Genomic DNA, 20795 nt, shown 5'->3' on the forward strand with positions numbered 1-20795 from the left:
ATTACCACTTTATCGGCATCGGCAATACTCGCTTCTCGCGATAAGCCCGTTACGCCTTCTTTGCTAAAGTGGCAAATGTTGAAGAGTTGCTATCACCGTAAACTATAAATAAAACCGATAAGGTTTTATTTTAAGAGCTTCTTGGAACAGTAGCTTTCAAAATAAAATTTTTCACAATATTAATTCACATTATCAATTGGAATGTAAATATCATGCCTAAATTAAGATCTGCAACTTCTACTCAAGGCCGTAATATGGCTGGGGCTCGTGCTTTATGGCGCGCAACAGGAATGACGGATAATGATTTTGGCAAACCAATTATTGCGGTTGTTAACTCCTTTACTCAGTTTGTACCCGGTCATGTTCATTTAAAAGATATGGGACAGCTTGTTGCCGGCGCTATTGAAAAAGCGGGTGGTGTCGCTAAAGAATTTAATACCATTGCGGTTGATGATGGTATTGCCATGGGTCACAGCGGTATGCTTTACAGTTTACCTTCGCGTGATTTAATTGCCGATTCGGTTGAATATATGGTTAATGCGCATTGTGCTGATGCTATGGTCTGTATTTCAAACTGTGACAAAATCACGCCGGGTATGTTAATGGCGGCTATGCGCTTAAATATTCCAGTGATTTTTGTTTCCGGTGGTCCAATGGAAGCTGGTAAAACTAAGCTTTCTAACCAAATTATCAAACTTGACCTTGTTGATGCGATGATCCAAGGTGCTGACCCAAAAGTCTCTGACGCGCAAAGTGACCAAGTTGAACGTTCGGCTTGTCCTACTTGTGGCTCTTGTTCGGGTATGTTTACCGCAAATTCAATGAACTGTTTAGCAGAAGCGTTAGGTTTAGCACAACCGGGTAACGGTTCAATGCTTGCAACCCATGCTGACCGTGAACAACTGTTCTTAAACGCGGGTAAAGAAATTGTTAAATTAACTAAGCGCTACTATCAAGAAAATGACGAGTCGGCGTTACCACGTAATATTGCTAACAAAGCGGCGTTCGAAAATGCCACTTGTTTAGATATTGCTATGGGTGGTTCAACAAATACCGTGTTGCATTTAATCGCTGCTGCGCAAGAAGCCGATATTGATTTCACCATGAAAGATATGGATCGCTTATCAAGAGTTGTCCCGCAGTTATGTAAAGTTGCTCCTTCTACACCTAAATACCATATGGAAGACGTACATCGCGCTGGTGGTGTCATTGCAATTTTAGGTGAATTAGCTCGCGCTAATTTATTAACCATGGACATCAAAAACGTACTGGGTTTAACACTTGATGAAATGCTAGAAAAATATGATATAACGTTAACTAAAGACCAAAGCGTGATCGACTTTTTCCGTGCAGGCCCCGCAGGCATTCGTACCACGAAAGCTTTTAGTCAAGACTGTCGTTGGGATACTGTTGATGACGATCGTGAAAACGGCTGTATACGTTCACTTGAACACGCGTATTCATTAGAGGGTGGCTTAGCGGTATTAGCCGGTAATATTGCCCCTGATGGTTGTGTTGTTAAAACGGCGGGTGTATCAGATGATAATTTAGTCTTTACCGGTCCAGCTCATGTTTTTGAAAGCCAAGATGATGCGGTTTCAGGTATTTTAGCGGGCAAGGTTGTTGCTGGCGAAGTGGTTGTTATTCGTTACGAAGGCCCTAAAGGGGGTCCTGGTATGCAAGAAATGCTTTACCCAACCACTTACTTAAAATCTATGGGGTTAGGTAAAGAATGTGCCTTATTAACCGATGGCCGTTTCTCTGGTGGCACTTCTGGTTTATCTATTGGCCATGTTTCTCCTGAAGCTGGCAGTGGCGGTATGATTGCCTTAGTTGAACAAGGTGACATTATTCATATCGATATTCCTAATCGCGATATTACATTAAACGTCAGCGAAGCAGTTTTAGCTGAACGTCGCACTAACATGGAAGCAAAAGGCAAGGATGCTTGGAAACCACTTAACCGTGTACGCCCAATTAGCTATGCCTTGAAAAATTACGCAATGTTAGCAACAAGTGCTGACAAAGGTGCTGTACGTAACCGTGATTTACTTGACGGTTTAGTTGGGGCGTAAGGTGAATTTCTTGATGACCTTTTGGAATAAATATAATGACTGAAGCTGAACAGCAAGCTTTAGTGCTTGCGAAAGAAACTCAAGAACAAGGGCTCGACTATTTACGAAGAATTCTATTGGCACCCGTTTATGATGTTGCTATAGAAAGTGAATTAACATCATTAACTAAGTTGTCATCACGTTTAGGCAATCAAATTTTCCTTAAACGTGAAGACCAGCAACCGGTTCATTCTTTTAAGATCCGTGGTGCTTATAATAAGCTTGTTAATTTAACTGAAGAGCAGTGTATTCATGGGGTGATTGCCGCTTCTGCCGGTAATCATGCTCAGGGCTTGGCACTTGCAGCAAATAAGCTCGGTATTAAAGCCACGATTGTTATGCCAATAACAACACCTGATATAAAAGTTGATAATGTACGTCGTTTTGGCGCCGAAGTGCGTTTAGTCGGTAAAAGTTTCAATGAAGCGCAAGTTGCTTCATTAGATTTTGCCCGAGATGAAAATAAAACAATAGTTCCTCCTTTTGATGATATCGATATTATCGCTGGACAAGGCACGGTTGCCAAAGAACTTTTACAGCAGCACCCAAAAATTGACGTTGTTTTTGTTCCGGTCGGTGGTGGCGGTTTACTAGCAGGTATGTCGGTTTATTTAAAGCAACTACGACCCAATATAAAAGTTATCGGTGTTGAAGCAGAAGACTCTGCTTGCTTGAAAGCCGCTATGGAAGCCGGTAAACCGGTCGACTTAGAACAAGTGGGACTGTTTGCTGATGGGGTTGCCGTAAAGAGGATTGGTGAAAACACCTTCAATGTCATTAAACATTATTGCGATGATGTCATCACGGTAACAACCGATGAAATTTGTACTTCTATCAAAGACATCTTTGAACAGACACGCGTGATTTCAGAACCTGCTGGTGCATTGTCATTGGCGGGCTTACAGAAGTATTGTAAAACCAGCGCTGGAGATGAAGCATTAGTTGCTATTCTGTCTGGCGCTAATATGAATTTTCACACGTTACGATATATTTCAGAGCGATGTGAATTAGGTGAGCAAAAAGAAGCGGTGCTCGCAGTAAAAATTCCAGAAAAGAAAGGTAGTTTTAGAACCTTCTGTCATGCCTTAGATGGACGAGTGATCACTGAGTTTAATTACCGTTATGCAACAAAAGCCGATGGCAGCCATAAAAGTGCTAATATTTTTGTAGGTGTTAGAACCAGTGGTGAAGATGATCGAAATCACTTACTGTCACAGTTAACTAAAAGAGATTATCGAGCAACAGATCTTACTGATAACGAATTAGCTAAACTTCATGTCCGCTATATGATTGGTGGCCAAAACTCTTCACCAACGCCAGAGCGTATTTTTCGTTTTCAGTTTCCTGAATATCCAGGTGCATTGGAAAAGTTCTTAGATACCTTAGGTGAGCATTGGAATATTACTTTATTTCATTACCGTAATCATGGTGCGGCTTTCGGTCAAGTATTAGCTGGCTTTGAAGTGAAGAATGATGACCAGCTTGCCTTTTTTAATCATCTAAAAGATTTAGGTTATGAGTGGCAAGAAGAAACCGAAAATAAAGCCTATCAAGCATTTTTAAATTAAATCGAGCGATTATTTAAATAACCTTTACTGATCATATACTAAAGCCACTTTAATTGAAGTGGCTTCTTATATTTTATACTTTTCAATTGCAGAAAAATTAGTTTATTCTATATCCATAAAAACTATATGGACAATTCATGATGCAAGTAAGCCAAGAAGATGAATCGGTAATACACCCCTCTAAGTTAAAACCCTTGGATAAACATAAACGTGTTGATGCCTTAGATATTTTACGCGGCCTAGCTCTCGTTGGTATTTTATTGATGAATATTGAATGGTTTAACCGTGCAATTATTTCTTTAGGCGGACACGATACAACATTAACTGGTATTGACCATGTAATTGGTTGGTTAATTCGTTGTTTTGTTGAAGGTAAATTTTATAAATTATTTGCCCTTATCTTTGGAATGGGCTTTGCTGTTATGTTGTTACGTGCCAAAGATGCAGGTCGACCCTTTGGTGCTTGGTTTGTTCGTCGTATGTTGGTATTGCTGCTCATCGGTATAGCCCATATGATTTTTTTATGGGGCGGTGATATTTTACACCAGTACGCTATCGCGGGTTTAATCCTATTAGCTTGGGTTACCTATAAAAAAACAGAAGACCCAAAAGCTTATTTAAAATTAGCCTTAATGTGGCTAATGATCCCTCTTTTTCTGGTGAGTTTTTTGGGTTCTATATTGGGCATGGTTTTTAACGAGTCTAAGTACCAAGAAATATGGCAAAACGACCTTGATATATATACAGCAGTTGAACAGCAATTACTGACAAATACTGATGTTATATTAGAAAAGAACGATGCTATTGATAGTGAAGAGTCTAGTGCTGAAGAAGCTATACTTACCGATGAAGAACTGAGAGAAATCACTATTGCTGAAACTATTGAGCAACGTAAAGCATTACAGGCGGATATTGCTGAAGAAGATAGTGCCTTTATGCAAAATAGTTATTGGCAAGCTACAGAATACCGGCTTGGCTTTCTGGGATTTATGTTGATGTTCACGCCTATTATGTCGTTGTTCGTTTTAATACCAATATTTATCTTAGGTTTTTGGCTGGTGGTGACAGAAAAAATAACCAAACACCAAGAGCATCATAAATTTTTTAGTCTCTTGGCTAAAGTCGGTTTATGCGTTGGTATTCCATTAAATGTTGCTAGCATCTTAATTATTCAACACCCTGCCGCAGCTATTTCAGTCGTGCTGCAAGGTGTTGGGCAAACACTTTTTTATATCGGCCAATATTTACTCTCGGCAGGATATTTAGGTCTTGTTGTTTGTGCGTTAAACAAACAAAAGTGGCAGCAGTTTTTTGTCGCATTTTCACCCATGGGGCAAATGGCATTAACCAATTATTTAATGCACTCAGTTATTTTAACGAGTATCTTTTATGGTTATGCGGGAGGGCAATACGGTGAGATATCAAGAGCACCGCAAATGCTTATTGTTATAGCCATTATAGTGACTCAAATAATATTATCTAAATGGTGGTTAAACCGCTACCGCTTTGGTCCCATGGAATGGTTATGGCGTAGCCTAACCTATAAACAAATGCAGCCAATGAAGTTGTAACCTGCGGTAGATTTAAGCGAGTTTACCTTTAAAAGTTAACAAGCAGCCATTGGCTGCTTGTTACATAAAGAAGATAGATTAACTTGTTTTATTGTTTACTTTAATGACGACAATTCTCTTTGTTTAGCAGAAGCAGTTAAGCAAAGAAGAGCCACCGGGTAATATAAGTTTACTTAGTGAAACTCTCAGGTATAGTAATTTATAATTAAGTTTTACTAATGCGAGTGAGTTTTATATGACCCAAAAAAGATTGCTCGTTGTTGAGGACAGTAAGTCAATTGCGCTAGTTATTGAAAAAATTGCTGTTTCCTTAGGGTATTCCGTGACCATCGCTCACACCTTTGCTCATGTTAAAGTGTTGCTTGCCCAAGAACATAGTTTTTTCTTAGCGACGCTTGATTATGGTTTACCTGATGCGCCTAATGGTGAAGTTGTTCCCTATATTGTTCAACACAATATTCCCAGTATTATCATGACGGGCCGAATTGATGACGCTACACATAAGAAATTACTTAACCAACCCATTATTGATTACATTACAAAAACGAATGCTCAGGCTTATCATTACTTACTTCGAATCCTTCATGGTCAACTTCATAACCCAAAAATTGGTGTTTTAGTCGTTGATGATTCTTTAGCCTCAAGAAATCATGTTTGTCAGTTACTTAAACGAAGAAACTTTACAGTTTATGATGTTGAAGATGGTACCAAAGCAATTAAAAAGCTTGAGGAGCAACCAGATATAAAAATTGTGATCCTTGAGCAAGATTTAACCGGGGTGAGTGGCTTAGAATTAGTGCATAAAATTAGAGCCAAACACCCAATTAATGAGTTAATCATTATAGCGGTAGCGAGTTCAGAAAAGAGTTTTCAATCAGCACGATTCATTAAAAATGGTGCCGATGACTTTCTACGAAAACCTTTTTGTCCCGAAGAATTCTATTGCCGCGTTATGCTAAATATTGAGAAGCTACAATATATTGAGAAACTAAAAGATATCAATTAAATTAAGTTTATCCTTAAAATAAAAAAGCAGCCACCGGCTGCTTTTTTATGGGTAAGCAATGACAATAAACATTTATGTCAAATAACCCTAACAACATTTCTATATTCAACAATATTCTTAAATATTCACCTTTATATTATTGCAGGAATAACCAAGAATAAGTCTGCTGTCGACGGCATTTTAATACTTAATCTAAAAAGGAAAAGCAAATGACGCTTGGTGAACAGTTAAAAAAACTTAGAAATGAAAAAGCATTAAGTCAGCCTGATTTAGCTGATTTAACGGGAATAGAGCAATCTTATTTATCAAAGTTAGAAAATGATAAGTCAATGCCATCAAATGATGTTTTTAGAAGGTTATTAGCCGCTTATGAGTTATCTTTAGCTGATTTTATAGCTGCATTCGACAGACGCTACGCTGAGTCTCAGCTTAAGCAGATACCTGATATAGAGTATTGGTTAAAGCAGCAACAGCAATCACAAATGTTAAATCAAAGGCGTTATCTTTATATATGCAGTGCACTGATTGTCCTTGCGCTTACTTTATTCTATGTCGGGCAAAGTAAAATATTGTTTCCAGAGGTACAGTTTGGGTACTATTCTCAAGGCGTTGTTTTAGCTGGAGAGCCAAAAGATATATTTGATGATTGGGAGAAGATGATCCCGCGAGAAGATGTAAAAAACCAGCTTTACTATAAAAAGAAGATGGAGATGACACAACGTAAGGACGAAAAATTCATATTGTCTGAGAAGTTCTTAGGGAAAAACTATGTAGTAACATTACCAAAAGGTCTTCGGCTTTATCGTGCTGATAGTGAAAAAATGATTGCTCAGCCAATAAATGCATGGCTACGAATAGCGGGTGTATTCTTGTTTTTCATGGGAATTATGGGCTTTATTTTAGAGCGGCGTATATATAAAATAGTCACTTAGTCATACTCTTAGAAGCGATAAGTTAGTTGTACCGATAATAACTTATCGCTATTTGTGACTTTATTCAGCTAACTTAGTTTCGATTTCAGCGAGCTTATTTTCTAACTCAGCCAGTTTCTGACGTGTTTTTAATAATACTTGTGTTTGAACATCAAACTCTTCACGAGAAACTACGTCAAGCTGTGTTAATTTTCGTTGTAACACCACTTTGGTTTTTTCTTCAATATCTGCAGCTATATCTTTGAATTTAGGTGGAATTGCATCAGAAACTTGTTTGGCGATTTCTTCAATCTTTTTAGCGTTAAACATAATCATTATCCTTAGTTCATCAATGAGCTCATTGTAATGTATTTAATGGTTTTGCCAATGGCTAATTTATTAACTACAAGATATTTAACAATGTAGAGTTTGACCTGTGCGCGGGTATATACGATATAGAGCAAACAAGGTAAAATCATCGCCCTGAAAATCTAATTATCTGAAAAACTGAACACTATGAAACTTAACCCCGGACAAAATGAAGCGGTAAAATATGTTACTGGCCCCTGCTTAGTCTTAGCCGGCGCGGGTAGTGGTAAAACAGGGGTTATCTGTAAGAAAATTGCTTATCTTATTGAAAAATGTGATTACAAAGCTCGTAATATTGCGGCAGTAACCTTTACCAATAAAGCCGCACGAGAAATGAAAGAACGTGTGATTAAGATGATGGACAAAAGTTTAACGCGAGGTCTCACCGTTTCGACTTTTCACTCGCTGGGTCTTGATATTATTCGTAAAGAAATTAAAACCTTAGGTTATAAACCCGGTTTTACCTTATTTGACGACCAAGACACGTTGTCTTTATTAAAAGAATTAACACATGATGAGCTTGATGGTGATAAAGATTTACTGAGTAAATTACAGAGCATGATTTCCAATTGGAAAAATGACTTAATGTTACCTGACTCCGCGATAAAAATGGCTGGTGATGCAGATACCACGATGTTTGCTGAATTTTACCAGCTCTATCAAAAACATATGAAGGCCTATAACGCGCTTGATTTCGATGACTTAATTTTAATCCCTACCTTGTTATTAAAAAACTTTCCTGACGTTAAAGCACGCTGGCAGAAAAAAATTCAGTACTTATTGGTTGATGAATATCAAGATACCAATGCCAGCCAATATGAGTTAGTAAAATTAATTGCGGGTGAACGGGCCTTGTTAACGGTTGTTGGCGATGACGATCAATCTATATATTCATGGCGTGGTGCGAAACCGCAAAATCTTGTTTTACTCGGAGAAGATTTTCCGCAACTTAAGTTGATTAAGTTAGAACAAAATTACCGCTCAAGTGGTCGTATTCTTAAGTGTGCCAATACTTTAATCGCGAACAACCCTCATGTTTATGACAAAGCGTTGTTTAGTGAGTTGGCTTATGGCGTTGAACTGCGCGTTATTCAAGCGAAAAATGAAGAGCATGAAATTGAGCGAGTGGTCGGTGAATTAATTGGTCATAAGTTCTTAAACAAAAGTAAATTTAAAAATTATGCGATCTTGTATCGTGGTAATCATCAATCACGCTTATTAGAAAAAGCATTAATGCTTAACCGTATTCCTTATAAGATCAGCGGCGGGACTTCATTCTTCTCACGCAGCGAAATTAAAGACATGATGGCATTTTTACGTGTTCTGGTGAACCCTGATGATGATAATGCATTTCTAAGAATAGTTAATGTACCACGTAGAGAGATTGGACCCACGACACTAGAAAAACTGGGTAATTACGCCAATATGCGGCAAATAAGTATGTTCGCCGCTAGTTTTGAGTTGGGGCTTGAACAGCATTTAACCGGTCGTGGTTTAGTGCATGTGCAAAGGTTTACTCGTTGGTTAGTTGAAACTGGCGATCACGCGGAGCGAGGTGATACACCTGCCGTGCTTAGAGCGATGATCCGTGAAATAAATTATGAAGATTGGCTGTACGACACTTCGCCTAGCCCAAAAGCGGCAGAAATGCGCATGAAAAACGTTACGCAACTTTTTAGTTGGGTAACTAATATGCTTGAAGGGGATGAAGAAGAAGAGCCTATGTTATTGCCAGCCATTGTAACCCGCTTAACCTTGCGCGATATGATGGAACGTGGCGAAGATGAAGACGATGCTGACCAAGTACAATTAATGACACTACACGCTTCTAAGGGGCTAGAATTTCCTTATGTCTTCTTGATTGGCATGGAAGAAGGTTTATTGCCACACCAAACAAGTATGGACGAAGGTAATGTTGAAGAAGAGCGTCGATTGGCTTATGTGGGAATTACCCGTGCGCAACGTGAATTGATTTTTACTTATGCCAAAGAGCGCCGACAATATGGTGAAGTTTCTCGCACCGAAGCGAGTCGATTTTTACACGAATTACCGCAAGACGATTTAAGTTGGGAGCTAACAGAAACTAAAAAAAGCCAAGAGCACAAAGACAAAACCACTAAAATGGGTGTGGCGAATTTGCGTGATATGCTCAAGAATAAAAATAAATAAGTACTTTTTTATGTTTTGGCTAAAGGTAGCTAAAATAGAAAAACTTCAATTAAGCCCGCCATTAATGATAATAAAATAACGCCTCTTTGCTTCAATGAGGCGTTATTTTTTATTAAAAATTTGCCATGAAAATTAAAATAATCTTACAAAGTTAAACAAATGAAATACAAAAACTGAACAGTTAATGTTTTGTATTTCATTATAATTAATCTACACAAAGTTCGACCTCTAACTTAATAAAAGCTGATAAGTCTTTTATTGGTCAAACTTTTAATGAAAAATTAATTATATGGATATCGCAGTTGATGAGTTTAAAGAAAGTACTGTTGAGTTTTTTTATGGGAATTTCCATCAGTTCATGTGCGTTCGTTCCCTCTTCTTCACCTGACCAGCCTTATTATTATGACTGCGATATGGTGACAAAAAAACTAACCTTAAAATCCACTCAAATGGGGGAGCTAGGAGATTGTGACGATGGAGGTATAGCGGAATGTATCATTATGACGGGTATTTTGAGTACAGCAATCTTGATTGTTTCTGGCAGTGTCGTTTTGTTAGGTAATACTTTGCATTGGTCAGAATATAAGTTGAAATGTTAGACATACAATAAGGTCATCTAAAATTAAAACAGCTCAACAGATATAATTTATTGTTGGTGGTTTTCCTATTCATTATTTTACGGGTTTGTAAAAATAACTTACGCACTTTGTGAAAGCGAGTAACGCACAAATTACAAAGTCTGCTTCAAGTTCATTGCTGCCAGTCGGCTTCCATCTCAGAGCACTAAATTTTGCGGCAAAGCGGTCTAAATTTACGAATAAAAATCATCCGTCATAACGATCACTTTGATACGACAGCTGACATAAGCCTTTGCTTATTTAACTGCGACAATTTCGACAATTATTCGTAAAAAGGATAGGTTATGTATGGATGATTTTTTGTCAAAAACTATAAAACTGACACCAGTAGTGCTGAATAATCAGTTAAAGTGTCTGAAGGCTTTCATACATTTGGCATAGCAAAGGATTAAGTATCCTATGGTGATGGTTTTACGATGAAAAAACCTAATTTACTTATCAGTAGAAACAAAAAAAACACCAATCATGACAATTGGTGTTTTCTAGAATCTAATATTAATAGACTATATTAAGATTGTTTCTTAAATCGACGCGATGCTAAACCAATCATTCCTAATGCAAAAATAGCAATTGTTGATGGCTCTGGAACGCTCACACTATCAAATGTTATATTACCACTCGTAAATGCATAAGGAGGTGTACAACAGTTAACCCCAGAAGAAAAATCAAAGGTAATATTAACCATGCCATCGGCGATGATGGTCGCCCAATCGATTTGGGCTATTACCGCTACTCCTGTCATATTAACCATATTACTATGATTTCCAATATAATCGTCATTGGAAAAATCAAATAAATCATTAAGAGTAATGTTATCAAATATTCGACCAAGAGAAAAACCTTCGATAGAAATCAAAACGCTCTCTGAACTATCATTATTATCAAAATCTCCGGCTATATTTAACGTAAAAATGGCATCTGAAAAAGTAGTAGTTGGTGAGATTAGTCCAGTGTAAGTAACACTTCCTCCAGGTGTGGTAAGCGAATCAGGATCTAGAGTTATTAATCCTGCATTAGCAAGACCACTGAGTGACATAATTAGAGCCGAAAAAGTCATCTTTAAAAATTTGAATTTCATTTGAATTTCCTGTTATATCCCTTTCCATTAATTTTGGTAGGGAATCATTAAATAATAAGATATCAATCTTATAGCAAAAATCACGCCAGTATAAAATATCTATTAATTTCAATGCTTTGGCGGGTTATGCTGTTTTAATTATGTAGCGCTGTAAAATAACCTGACATCAATCATATGAATTTATTACATAAATTAACGATATGTTATCTATAAATACACAGTTAGGTGATTGAATACTACTGGCAATTAGATATAAATTAGCAGAACTGTTTTTCTAATCACCTAAAATATGTACTTCATAAGTGCTATTTATTAAACATTAGTAGTGTTAATTATTGTTATTCGTCTTTTAAATAACTCTGAGAGTCGATATAAATAATGCATTATTAATACCAAGCAGCTAACTTGTAATCAGTTAGCTTGAGATGTTATTCGTTGATATCAATACAGATCTAAGCTATTTTTTTAAATGATCGACCATATTTATTTGTATTTATGAATTTAAAATAAAAAAGATTATAATATTTGATATCTGCGTACTAACGGAATTTTATCCGTTGTACGTGAAAGTTGGACATTGGCAAAGCAACCTTTAATTTTTCATTCCGTTAACGATAACCTCAGTTTCATTTAAGCATCTAGTAACAGAAATCTCTGGAGACTTTGAGTTTAATATTTTAAAGTTAGCTATCTGAGCTGTTTAGGTCAACTAACGGGTGTACAGTCGATTTTGATCTACACAAACAATTTAAATTTTTTTATTCCGCTTTGCGCTCAGAGTGATCGTTAATAATTCAAAATTGACTGGCAGCAATGGTGGTAAAAAGGACTGTTTTTAGGGTTAATTAAGGCCAAAATAGGTAGGCTTTGGCATTAGCCGTCGTTAAAGGTCGTTACGTTAGCGACTATATTGTCGGTTAGCGGCCTTTAGAACACTAGTAGTTATGACCTCAAATAGGCACAAAATAATAATATTTTGTCGTCTCAAGCCGATAACGTCAACTTAGATTTAGTCCTCAAACGGATATCTCCTGAAGTAATTATCTCAGCTTAGATTAATGTGAGATAACCTCATTACTGATATCTACTCAGACAGTTGAAGCAGGTATTAGTGAAATATAATGGCTGCACAAATACATAAGGTACTAAAAAGCAAAGTACCAATAATAACTTTATGATTTTTGTGTTGCTGCGTTTTTAATTCAGTGAATAAGTGCATTTGCTTTTGACGGGTTACTTGGGTCGTTTTTAAATAATCATAAAGCAGGTCTGGCATTTCAGGCAGTTTTTCATTCCAAAAAGGCAGATTCTCTTTTATCTTTTTAAATACGGCTTTAACACCCATTTGCTGTTTTACCCAATTCTCTAAGAAAGGTTTAGCGGTTTGCCATAAGTCTAGTTGTGGGTATAGTTGTCGGCCTAAGCCTTCAATATAGAGTAAGGTTTTCTGTAATAAAACCAATTGTGGTTGTACTTCCATATTGAATCGTCTGGCGGTGTTAAAAAGGCTTACCAGCACTTGCCCAAAAGATATTTCTGATAAGGGTTTGTTGAATATCGGTTCGCAAACAGTGCGAATAGCAAATTCAAACTCATCAACACTGGTCTCGATTGGTACCCAGCCAGAGTCGACATGAAGCTCGGCAACTTTCCGATAATCTCTATTAAAAAACGCGACAAAATTTTCGGCCAAGTAGCGTTTATCTTCACGGTTTAACGTACCACAGATACCACAATCTATCGCTATCCATGTTGGATCGGCAGGGTTTGTTGCATCGACAAAAACATTGCCTGGATGCATATCAGCATGAAAAAAACTGTCACGAAATACTTGGGTAAAAAACACTTCAACACCACGTTCAGCAAGTAATTTCATGTCTACGCCAAGCCCTTGAAGTGTCGCTATCTCTCCAACGCCAATACCATAAATACGTTCCATAACCATTACGTTTTCATGGCTAAAATCACTATAAACCTTGGGGACATATAATACGCTATCGCTGGCATTACCCTGGGAAAAATTGTGCTTTAATAAGGTTGCATTCGCGGCTTCACGGTTGAGATCTAGTTCGTCAACAATCGTTTTTCGGTATTCATTAACGACCTCTTTTGGACGTAGTCGTTTACCATCAGGTAAAAATTTAGCAACAACACCCGCAAATAGCGACATGACTTTTACGTCAGCTAAAATTGTCTCAGTAATGTTGGGGCGTAAAACTTTAAGGACTACTTCAAAAGGTTGTCCGTCTTGCAGCAAGGTGGCTGTATGCACTTGGGCAATTGACGCCGAAGCAAGAGGTTTACTATTAAAATCACTAAAATGCTGATTAAATGTTTCTTCACCTATGGCTTCTAAAACAATAGCTTTGGCTAATTCACCATCAAAAGCAGGTACTTGATCTTGCAGCAATGCTAGTTCGTTGGCAAAATCTTCAGGAAGTAAGTCACGACGGGTTGACAACATCTGGCCAAACTTTACAAACACCGGACCTAAAGATTCAATCGCTAGGCGAAGTCGCAAGGCTGAAGGCTTATCTTGGTGTTTATTACGTAACCAGAATAATGTAAAGCGAATGAATTTTGCATACCAAGGTATCATATGGCTTGGGATCAGTTCATCAAGACCAAATTGAAGAAATGTTTTAATGATGCGATAAAGTCGTAAACTGCTCACAATGTTCCTTGAGAATTAAGTTAAGGGAGTTATTTTTTCAGCAAGTCGCTGAATACGTTCCGCTACTGTATTTGTTTGCTTAGTTATTTCAGTAACCTGTTCACTAAAACTACCGAGTTGACTGGCTGTGACTACTAAGCGTTTTTCATGCACTAGCCATTCGCTGGCGTCTGCTTGTATCTGTTGTGTGGCAAAATTAATTTTCTTCGCCCAGCGCTTACCTAACTGAGACAACTTATAAGTAGGAATATCACCAATATGCTGAGCAATTTCGCTTTGCCAATCGATATCTAATGATTGGGCAATATTAGCAAACTGTTGAGCAACTTTAATGTCGCCTTGAACATCGAGTTTCTCTTGTTTGATTAACTCCGTAATTTGTTGCTCTTTCTTTAGTTCACGTAAGGTTTTTATACTCGTATTTATTGTACAGTCGCTACGTTCAGTTAGACCAGTCACTAACACTTTGTTGTTATTAACAGAGAAACTTAGTGGAAAACCTAACTCAGTTAATAAAATGGTCAATGTTTTTTCTTCTAAGGTCTGCAAAACACCGGCACCCTTAACACTGATTGCGAGTGCTTGATTAAAGGCAAACTCTACGGTTGAACAAAGCGTTTGTTGAAACATTAACTGACTACTGAAGTTTGTCACGATTAAAATTTATACCCTTTGTGCAGAGCAACAACACCACCGGTAAGGTTTTTGAAACTTGTCTGTTCAAAACCCGCCGAATCCATCATTTCTTTTAATGTTTCTTGATCAGGGTGCATGCGAATAGACTCGGCTAAATATTGATAGCTATCACCATCTTTAGCCACTAATTCGCCCATTTTAGGAAGAATATTAAAAGAATAAAAGTCGTAAGCCTTACTGATTAACTGATGTTCTGGTTTTGAAAATTCTAGCACCAATAAACGACCACCGGGTTTTAATACGCGGTAAATAGACCTTAGCGCCATATCTTTGTCCGTAACGTTACGTAAACCAAAAGCTATGGTGACAATATCAAAGGTATTGTCTTCAAAGGGTAAGTATTGTGCATTGGCTTGTACGTATTCAATATTTTGTACTAAACCTTTGTCACGTAACTTATCTCGACCAACATTGAGCATAGAGCTATTAATATCAGCAAGAATAACCTTACCTTCACGACCAACTAGCTGTGAAAATTTTGCGGTTAAATCGCCAGTACCACCGGCTAAATCTAGTACTTTGTTACCAGGACGTACGCCACTAGCATCTATGGTGAAGCGTTTCCAAAGGCGATGAATACCAAAAGACATTAGGTCATTCATCACATCATATTGCGCGGCGACAGAGTGAAATACACTGGCAACCTTTGACTCTTTCTCGTTTTTATCTACCGTTTGAAAGCCAAAATGTGTGGTGTTGTCACTTGAAGAATTTGATCCATTTTCTTGATGATTATCTTGTTGAGCGGCCATCTAACATTCACTTATCACTAAAATTACTGACAGTTTACCGTATTTTTTCACAATTATTAACACTTGAAATCAAGTGGTGGGGTTTTTTATTAAATGGACTGTGCTGGTTAAACTTTATCCACTAATTAATATGCTGTATTATGGTTATTATTATTGTTATATACGGCGATGTTATGAAATTTTATTTAGGGGTCGTGATGACTTTATTACTGGGGTGTCAGCAAACATCAGCACCACTAACCGCTAAAAATAGCAGCGAACAAGTTATTATAAAAAAAATTGTTTGTCGTCAGTCAACGATACCACCACTTAAGAACACGCAAAAGTTAAAAGAGCGGTTAATTGCCAATGGTAAAATTGATGGCTCATTATCTAATGAAGAAATAGAGCATGCAGTTAATAACTATATTCGTAAGAAAAACGCGGCTTTGAAAAACTGTGCTAAATAACAAGTTACACAAGGAAAACTCATGAAGATACCCTATCTATTAGCTTTGTTGGTCTTGATAAGTCAGCTGCCTTTACGAGCAGAAAATATTGATGATATAAAACGTTTTTCAAAAAGTGCACCAGCAGATGCTGGTGTTATTAACAAAGAGCGTATTCTCTATTGGTTAGAAAAAAGAGGCGAATTGTCAATAAACGCCACTGACCAACAAAAAAAACAAGCACTGTCTAACTATCTGATAAAAAAGTCATTTCAACCTAAAGTTTTGCCTCAGGCCTTATCAAAAAAAGTGGTAGCCGCTGAACGTTTTAGTAGTGGAGAACGCCGTGAAAAGATGGGCTTCAATAGTCAATTGAAAAAAACGCAAATAGCCCATTATTTATTACAAGAAACAGCGGATACTGACGTTGAAACCACGGTTAATATTTTAGCGATACTGATCGATTTTAATGATTTAAAGCATAACGATAATGGTTTGTCAGCGAATGATACCGATATGTTTTATGCGAATTATTCGCCTGCTCATTATAATGAGCTCTTATTTTCTACGAGTGGATTTGATGGTCCATCAGGACAAAATATTGAATCGGCTTATCAATATTATCAACATGAGTCTGGTCAGAAATTCTTTTTTACCGGCCAAGTTAAGGGCTGGGTGACTGCAGAGAATAATGCCAGTTATTATGGTAGTAACGACGAAGAAACCGAAAATGATCAAAATGTTAAGGCGCTTGTTGTTGAAGCAGTTACACAACTTGTTGCTAATGGTTTAGATTTATCCCCTTACGACAAAACTGATTTATTTGATTTTGACGGAGACGGAAATGTTAATGAACCTGACGGTATTATTGATCATATTATGCTTTTCCATGCGAGTATCGGTGAGGAAGCCGGTGGTGGTAATTTAGCCGAAGATGCTATTTGGTCACATCGAAGTTTTGTGCTCAATGATGCGGGTGATCAACCAGCCACTATTCCTGGCTCTGAGATAAAAGCGTTTGGTTATACCATTAATCCGATTGATGCGGCTCCGGGCGTTGTTGTCCATGAATTTGGTCATGATTTAGGTTTACTTGACGAATATGATATCGATAGTAGTGATATTGGGGCGCCCGTTTCAGAATGGTCAGTTATGGCTTCTGGTACTTGGCTGGGCTCTCCAGCAGGAACTCGCCCATCTGCTTTTAGTCCTTTGGCCCGTGATTATCTACAGGAGCGTTATCAAGGCAACTGGATAACTCAACGGCAAGTTGATTTTGCGACATTAAACAATGAGAGTATCTCCTTGGTTAGTACCGTTGATCATACTGCGGTTAACCAGATTAAGGTGAACTTACCGCCCTCTGTATTAGATTTTCCAGCAGCTTACGCGGGAGAATATCAATTTTATTCTAATAAGGGTGATATGTTGGAAAACAGTATGTCGTTCTCAGTCGACCTGCCAGCAGGTACCCCGACATTGTCGATGAAAGCGCGCTGGGAAATAGAACAAGACTATGATTACCTGCAGGTATTAGTAAACGACACCGTGATTAAGGGAAATCATAGCCAAAATAGCAATCCATATTACCCCAGCATAGGTGAATATATCAGCGGAAATTCAGCGGATATTGCCAATGCAGAAGGTGATTTAAAATGGACTGATTTAACCTTTGATCTTGCTAGCTTTGCTGGACAAAGTGTTGTCATTAAAATTAATTATGTTACCGATCAAGCGGAAGGGGGTTATGGCTTTGTCGCAGATGAAATCAAAGTATTCAATGGTGCGAGTGAGATCTTTGCTATCGATGGCGAAGTAGAAAATCAAGCTACACTTGCGGGCTTTAGCCGTTTAGCTGATAAAATTGCTGGTTTACCCCATTACTATTATGTTCAATTACGCAGTCATACCAGTGTTGATAGTCGCTTAAAAAATATCGGCTATGATGCGGGCGTTTTGCTTTGGTATCGTAATGAAAATATTGCTGATAATAAGGTAGACGAGCATGCTGGCCAGTTATTTATCGGTGTGGTTGATGCGGATCAAAACTTAGTAATGGCGTCTAATGGCAGTAACAGAAATTCGGCATATCAGATACACGACGCGGCATTTAGTTTATACGACCAACAACCTTTTAACGGTGATGTGCATAATGTTGCAAAGAGTTTCTTTAGCGATTCCAATGATTACTCTTCGCCAAGTCAACCTGAGTCTGGTGTTATACTACCCAAACTCGACTTTAGCATGAAGGTCGACTTGCAGAGCTCTGATAGTACTTCGGCAACCGTAACACTTTCAAGCTCTTCGGAAGCGTCCGATTTAAGCGTTTCATTTTCTCATTCAGCTAATGATTTAGTGGTGACTTTTACTTCAATGCCAGTAGGGGGCGATTCACAATATAGTTATGCTTGGGATTTTGATGATAATAGTACCAGCAACATACAAAACCCTAGTCACACTTTTTCTCAGGCTGGTAACTATAGTGTTGAATTAACGGTAATGGATAGCACAGGCCTTAGCGTTAAAACGACCAAAAGCATCACGGTTAGTAAAGCACCTGCTGTTGTTGTTACCGCACCAGCAAAAGTGAAAACCTCAGGTGGAGGAGCAATAAGCTTTGGTTTATTTTTGAGTTTGTGTTTATTGAGAATAATAAGAAAGTAATTTAGGCTTTTCGTTTTTGCTTAGTTGTTTTATTTCTATATAAAGCAGCTTAAGCATTGGTAAAGTATTCGCGATCGCCCATCCAACGCTGAATAATCGCTTGGGCATTTTGTGGGTGTTTTTTCCAAATAAGATAAGCATGTTGCTGTACTTCTGGAATTAAATGCGCATCTCTGAGCAAGTCTGCTATTTTTAGATCGGCGAGACCCGTTTGCTTGGTACCTAAAAATTCACCTGGACCTCGTATTTCTAAGTCTTTTTGTGCGATAACAAAGCCGTCATTACTTTCACGTAATACCGCTAAGCGTTTGGTTGCGGTTTTAGAGAGTGGGCTTTTATACATTAAGACACAATGTGAAGCGACTGTCCCTCTTCCTACACGACCACGTAGCTGATGGAGTTGCGCTAAGCCTAACCGTTCAGGATTTTCAATGACCATTAAGCTCGAATTGGGCACATCAACACCGACCTCAATAACGGTTGTTGCCACCAATAAGTCTAGTTCACCTTTTTTAAACGTTTCCATTACTGACTGTTTTTCAGCGGCTTTCATTCTTCCGTGTATTAAACCAATTTTTAATTCTGTTAGTTGCTCTTGTAAATACACCGCCGTATCTTCTGCTGCTTGGCATTGTAATACTTCAGACTCTTCAATTAATGTACATACCCAATAAGCTTGTCGATTGTCTTCTACACAGCCTTTTCGAATGCGTTCAACTACATCTTCACGGCGTGTGTCAGGTAAGGCGATGGTATTTATCGGGGTTCTTCCTGGGGGAAGTTCATCAATAATAGAGGTGTCTAAATCGGCATAGGCAGTCATGGCTAAAGTGCGAGGGATCGGAGTTGCTGTCATAATCAATTGATGCGGATAATTACCCTCAAAAGCGCCTTTCTCGCGCAGTGATAAACGCTGATGTACACCAAAGCGATGTTGTTCATCAATAATAATCAGTGTTAAATTATGAAAGATAACTTTATCTTGAAATAAAGCATGGGTACCGACAATCATCTGCATACTACCATTTTCGATATGCTCTAGTGCGCTACGTCTTGCTTTTGCCTTCGTTTTTCCAGCTAGCCAGCCGACGCTGATATCAAGCGGTTCAAACCAGTTTTTAAAATTAAGGGCATGTTGTTCTGCTAATATTTCTGTTGGCGCCATTAAGGCAACCTGAAAGCCTTTACTGATAGCAGTGAGTGCCGCAAGTGCCGCAACTAAGGTTTTTCCTGAACCCACATCACCTTGTACTAAGCGCATCATTGGCTGAGTTTTCATCAGGTCCTGACGAATTTCTTGTACCACTCTTACTTGAGCATTGGTGGGTGAAAAAGGTAATGAGGCTAAAAACTTATCACTGAGTACTTTATCATCGATTAAAGATATTGAACGATGAGCATCACTAGACTGGCGTAATTTCAGCATACTTAAATTATGCGCCAATAATTCTTCTTTTATTAATCGTAACTGTGCTGGATGCTTACCCTCTTCCAACTGTATTACTGAAGTTTCAGGGGGCGGACGATGAATAAGCGCCAAAGCTTGCGCGAGAGAATAATTTTGCAAATTAAACTCCTCAGGTAATAACTCTTCAACTTGGCCTCGTTCTAATCTAATTAACGCTTGCTCGGTTAAGTTACGTAAAGTTATTTGTCGTAAGCCTTCAGTCGTTGGGTAAACAGGGGTTAGTGTTTCTTCTACCTCGGTTAAAGCTTGGTCTTCATCAAGGGATTTATACTCAGGATGAATTATTTCAAAACCACGAGCGCCACGTTTAATTTCACCATAACAGCGAATGTTCAGCCCTAATGCTAAGCTATTTTTTTGTGCAGCGCTAAAGCGAAAAAAACGTAAGTTTACGGTTCCTGAAGCATCTTGAACGGTAACCAGTAACATACGTCCCTTGCCATTAATGATCTGGCTACCGGTGATTTCACCAATAATATTAGTGAAAACGCCAGGGAAACAGTCTCGTATTGCGGTAACACGAGTCCGGTCTTCATAACGATTGGGTAAATGAAAAAGTAAATCTTGTAGTGAGCGCAAGCCAACTTTTTCAAGTTTTTCTGCCATGCTTGGACCAACACCTTTTAAGCTGGTGATGGCTATTTGTGCGAGTTTGGCTAGCCCTTTTGACACTAAGTTATTGTCCTTTT

General features: G+C 38.1%; 14 protein-coding genes. 8 read left to right on the forward strand and 6 right to left on the reverse strand.

All coding sequences use genetic code 11. The features are described from left to right. Positions 1 to 212: 212 nt before the first annotated feature. The 5 genes from ilvD to H4J70_RS07090 all read left to right on the forward strand — a co-directional run bounded on the left by ilvD (position 213) and on the right by H4J70_RS07090 (position 7191). Positions 213 to 2075: a dihydroxy-acid dehydratase gene (gene ilvD, locus H4J70_RS07070; RefSeq protein ID WP_070375383.1), complete on the forward strand. Its 1863-nt coding sequence runs from the start codon at positions 213 to 215 to the stop codon at positions 2073 to 2075. Positions 2076 to 2110: 35 nt separating this feature from the next. Then, the gene (gene ilvA / locus H4J70_RS07075) at positions 2111 to 3682 is read left to right on the forward strand and encodes a threonine ammonia-lyase, biosynthetic (RefSeq protein ID WP_070375384.1); all 1572 of its coding nucleotides are present in this window, start codon (positions 2111 to 2113) and stop codon (positions 3680 to 3682) included. A 137-nt stretch (positions 3683 to 3819) separates the two neighbouring features. Continuing rightward, a complete protein-coding gene (locus tag H4J70_RS20620) occupies positions 3820 to 5253 on the forward strand; it encodes a DUF418 domain-containing protein (RefSeq protein ID WP_259368010.1) in 1434 nt (477 codons plus the stop codon). Positions 5254 to 5488: 235 nt separating this feature from the next. After that, positions 5489 to 6259, forward strand: a complete 771-nt coding sequence (locus H4J70_RS07085) for a response regulator (protein ID WP_070375385.1) — start codon at positions 5489 to 5491, stop codon at positions 6257 to 6259. A gap of 209 nt (positions 6260 to 6468) precedes the next feature. Then, on the forward strand, positions 6469 to 7191 hold the full coding sequence (locus H4J70_RS07090) for a helix-turn-helix domain-containing protein (RefSeq protein WP_182250798.1): 723 nt from the start codon (positions 6469 to 6471) through the stop codon (positions 7189 to 7191). A 60-nt stretch (positions 7192 to 7251) separates the two neighbouring features. On the opposite strand, the gene H4J70_RS07095 is transcribed toward H4J70_RS07090, so the two are convergent. Next, on the reverse strand, positions 7252 to 7500 hold the full coding sequence (locus H4J70_RS07095) for a ubiquinone biosynthesis accessory factor UbiK (protein WP_070375387.1): 249 nt from the start codon (positions 7498 to 7500) through the stop codon (positions 7252 to 7254). 186 nt (positions 7501 to 7686) lie between these two features. On the opposite strand from H4J70_RS07095, the gene rep reads away from it, so the two are divergent. Next, on the forward strand, positions 7687 to 9708 hold the full coding sequence (gene rep / locus H4J70_RS07100) for a DNA helicase Rep (RefSeq protein WP_182221364.1): 2022 nt from the start codon (positions 7687 to 7689) through the stop codon (positions 9706 to 9708). A 1146-nt stretch (positions 9709 to 10854) separates the two neighbouring features. Here rep and H4J70_RS20625 read toward each other — a convergent pair. The 4 genes from H4J70_RS20625 to ubiE all read right to left on the reverse strand — a co-directional run bounded on the left by H4J70_RS20625 (position 10855) and on the right by ubiE (position 15546). Further along, positions 10855 to 11424: a PEP-CTERM sorting domain-containing protein gene (locus H4J70_RS20625; RefSeq protein ID WP_259368011.1), complete on the reverse strand. Its 570-nt coding sequence runs from the start codon at positions 11422 to 11424 to the stop codon at positions 10855 to 10857. Between the two features lie 1108 nt (positions 11425 to 12532). Continuing rightward, positions 12533 to 14098 carry a ubiquinone biosynthesis regulatory protein kinase UbiB gene (gene ubiB / locus H4J70_RS07110; RefSeq protein WP_182250799.1) on the reverse strand — a complete coding sequence of 522 codons (1566 nt, stop codon included), beginning with the start codon at positions 14096 to 14098 and terminating at the stop codon, positions 12533 to 12535. 15 nt (positions 14099 to 14113) lie between these two features. Next, positions 14114 to 14752: an SCP2 domain-containing protein gene (locus H4J70_RS07115; RefSeq protein WP_182250800.1), complete on the reverse strand. Its 639-nt coding sequence runs from the start codon at positions 14750 to 14752 to the stop codon at positions 14114 to 14116. A gap of 2 nt (positions 14753 to 14754) precedes the next feature. Then, a complete protein-coding gene (gene ubiE / locus H4J70_RS07120) occupies positions 14755 to 15546 on the reverse strand; it encodes a bifunctional demethylmenaquinone methyltransferase/2-methoxy-6-polyprenyl-1,4-benzoquinol methylase UbiE (protein WP_070375394.1) in 792 nt (263 codons plus the stop codon). 173 nt (positions 15547 to 15719) lie between these two features. Here ubiE and H4J70_RS07125 point away from each other — a divergent pair, with 173 nt between their 5' ends. Together H4J70_RS07125 and H4J70_RS07130 are read left to right on the forward strand one after the other, a co-directional pair. Then, positions 15720 to 15995 (forward strand): hypothetical protein, encoded by a 276-nt coding sequence (locus tag H4J70_RS07125; protein WP_182244376.1) that lies wholly within the window; start codon positions 15720 to 15722, stop codon positions 15993 to 15995. Positions 15996 to 16016: 21 nt separating this feature from the next. Continuing rightward, complete coding sequence (locus H4J70_RS07130) at positions 16017 to 18638, forward strand: immune inhibitor A domain-containing protein (RefSeq protein WP_182250801.1); 2622 nt, start codon at positions 16017 to 16019, stop codon at positions 18636 to 18638. 49 nt (positions 18639 to 18687) lie between these two features. On the opposite strand, the gene recG is transcribed toward H4J70_RS07130, so the two are convergent. Beyond that, positions 18688 to 20778 carry an ATP-dependent DNA helicase RecG gene (gene recG / locus H4J70_RS07135; protein WP_182214574.1) on the reverse strand — a complete coding sequence of 697 codons (2091 nt, stop codon included), beginning with the start codon at positions 20776 to 20778 and terminating at the stop codon, positions 18688 to 18690. Positions 20779 to 20795 lie beyond the last annotated feature (17 nt).

It is taken from the genome of Colwellia sp. BRX8-9 (genome assembly GCF_014077245.1).
GTDB lineage: Bacteria > Pseudomonadota > Gammaproteobacteria > Enterobacterales > Alteromonadaceae > Colwellia_A.

Excerpts from the sequence above, each read along its gene's own strand:
- ilvD (WP_070375383.1), top strand. The coding sequence starts at position 213 with ATGCCTAAATTAAGATCTGCAACTTCTACTCAAGGCCGTAATATGGCT.
- H4J70_RS20620 (WP_259368010.1), top strand. The coding sequence starts at position 3,820 with ATGATGCAAGTAAGCCAAGAAGATGAATCGGTAATACACCCCTCTAAG.
- ilvA (WP_070375384.1), top strand. The coding sequence starts at position 2,111 with ATGACTGAAGCTGAACAGCAAGCTTTAGTGCTTGCGAAAGAAACTCAA.
- H4J70_RS07125 (WP_182244376.1), top strand. The coding sequence starts at position 15,720 with ATGAAATTTTATTTAGGGGTCGTGATGACTTTATTACTGGGGTGTCAG.
- H4J70_RS07090 (WP_182250798.1), top strand. The coding sequence starts at position 6,469 with ATGACGCTTGGTGAACAGTTAAAAAAACTTAGAAATGAAAAAGCATTA.
- H4J70_RS07130 (WP_182250801.1), top strand. The coding sequence starts at position 16,017 with ATGAAGATACCCTATCTATTAGCTTTGTTGGTCTTGATAAGTCAGCTG.
- rep (WP_182221364.1), top strand. The coding sequence starts at position 7,687 with ATGAAACTTAACCCCGGACAAAATGAAGCGGTAAAATATGTTACTGGC.
- ubiE (WP_070375394.1), bottom strand. The coding sequence starts at position 15,546 with ATGGCCGCTCAACAAGATAATCATCAAGAAAATGGATCAAATTCTTCA.
- H4J70_RS07095 (WP_070375387.1), bottom strand. The coding sequence starts at position 7,500 with ATGTTTAACGCTAAAAAGATTGAAGAAATCGCCAAACAAGTTTCTGAT.
- H4J70_RS20625 (WP_259368011.1), bottom strand. The coding sequence starts at position 11,424 with ATGAAATTCAAATTTTTAAAGATGACTTTTTCGGCTCTAATTATGTCA.
- H4J70_RS07085 (WP_070375385.1), top strand. The coding sequence starts at position 5,489 with ATGACCCAAAAAAGATTGCTCGTTGTTGAGGACAGTAAGTCAATTGCG.